The following is a 1,296-nucleotide window of genomic DNA, read 5'->3' as shown; positions in this document are numbered from 1 at the left end:
GCTGCGGAATCATACCGATTGTGATCTCGCTTCTTCCGGGGCTGCTGGCCTGAACCCGGTGAGCTTCGCTCCGGGGCACGTTGCACCAAATCTACCCACAAAAATTATCAAATAACACTATATGAAAGGAAACAACGATGACTGTTGTACACTCTTCTCCTGCTCTGCACACCGCGCACCGGAGCACTCAGGAATGCCTTGAGGCCTATGCCCGCACGGAAGAGAACCCCGTACTTTTAGGGCAGGCACTCGACGAATACACGAACATATACCTGCAGCAGCTTGAACCGCATCTTGCCCAACAACTAGCGCAGGCGCTCGCCGCCGGCTGCACCCTCGATAAATGCGCCGCAGAATGCCGTTCCCTGAGTGAACACGAGGAACTCTTCGCGGGAATTCGCACGGATGAAGCCGCCGAACTGCACGAGATGACCTCGCCCACCGACGAGGTTGAATACGCGGACGAAAACGACCCGGAGGAGGGCGCCAGCACCGCCGAATACGGCATCGTAATGCTCGCCGCCGTAGGTTTTGCCGGTCTGCTGGTCGCCATTCTCAAGTCCGACGAGATTCGCGGCATGCTCGTAGATATGGTCAAGAACGCCCTTGCAACGGGCGGTTCTGGGCTGACCTTTGGGCTTTTCTAAACCCGGTACTACCCGTGAAAACCGCGAGAGTTGCCCAAACCCGACGAAAGGAACGTCTATGAGGCTTATACACCGCATGATGCGCGCCTGGCGGTTACGCGCACGTGATGAAGGCGCTGTGACTGCCGAATTCGCGGTCGCTCTGCCCGCCGTGATCGCGGTGCTCGCACTCTGTCTCTCAGCGGCAGCGGTGGGAATAGCCCAGTCGCGGCTCGAAGAATCCTCGCGAGTCGCGGCACGCGCCTTCGCCCGGGGAGACAACCTCGCCGCCGTACAGCATGAAGTTTCGCGGATAGACCCCAGCATTAACCTACAGGTGCAGACCGTGGAAGAAACTTCGGGGGCGCGGCAGGTGCGGGTTCAGATGGAGCGTGCGGCACCGGGGGTTATCGGCTCGGTAACCGGCTGGAGGCTGCAGGCCACCGCGACCGCACGGGTTGAGAGCAGCTCGGATAACGCCACGACGTCTGGCGGCGAATAAACATGGTCACGCCCGGTTTCATCTGGAATGCATGCGTGCCGCCGTTTGCCAAACCGCAGTGCGGGGCGGCTGATCGGCCACAGCCGACCGAAAACCCTGAGGAGGGGAGCGGCACTGTACTCGCGGTAGGCATGATCGCTGCCCTGCTGATCCTGGTAACCGTCATCA

2 protein-coding genes are annotated in these 1,296 nt (G+C 60.3%); both read left to right on the top strand.

The annotated features are described in order from the left end of the window. Positions 1-137: 137 nt before the first annotated feature. Entirely contained in the window at positions 138-647 is a 510-nt protein-coding gene (locus tag HMPREF2554_RS07665) for a DUF4244 domain-containing protein (RefSeq protein WP_070554540.1), read from the top strand. Positions 648-705: 58 nt separating this feature from the next. After that, on the top strand, positions 706-1,128 hold the full coding sequence (locus HMPREF2554_RS07660) for a TadE/TadG family type IV pilus assembly protein (RefSeq protein WP_070554537.1): 423 nt from the start codon (positions 706-708) through the stop codon (positions 1,126-1,128). Positions 1,129-1,296 lie beyond the last annotated feature (168 nt).

The sequence above is a fragment of the Rothia sp. HMSC071F11 genome, assembly GCF_001809115.1.
GTDB classification, from domain to species: Bacteria; Actinomycetota; Actinomycetes; order Actinomycetales; family Micrococcaceae; genus Rothia; species Rothia dentocariosa.
Note: the sequence above shows the minus strand (reverse complement) of the source record. Positions and strands in the feature narration are given on the sequence as shown.

What these genes read in the sequence shown, in the direction of transcription:
- HMPREF2554_RS07665 (WP_070554540.1), top strand. Translation starts at nt 138, where the DNA reads ATGACTGTTGTACACTCTTCTCCTGCTCTGCACACCGCGCACCGGAGC.
- HMPREF2554_RS07660 (WP_070554537.1), top strand. Translation starts at nt 706, where the DNA reads ATGAGGCTTATACACCGCATGATGCGCGCCTGGCGGTTACGCGCACGT.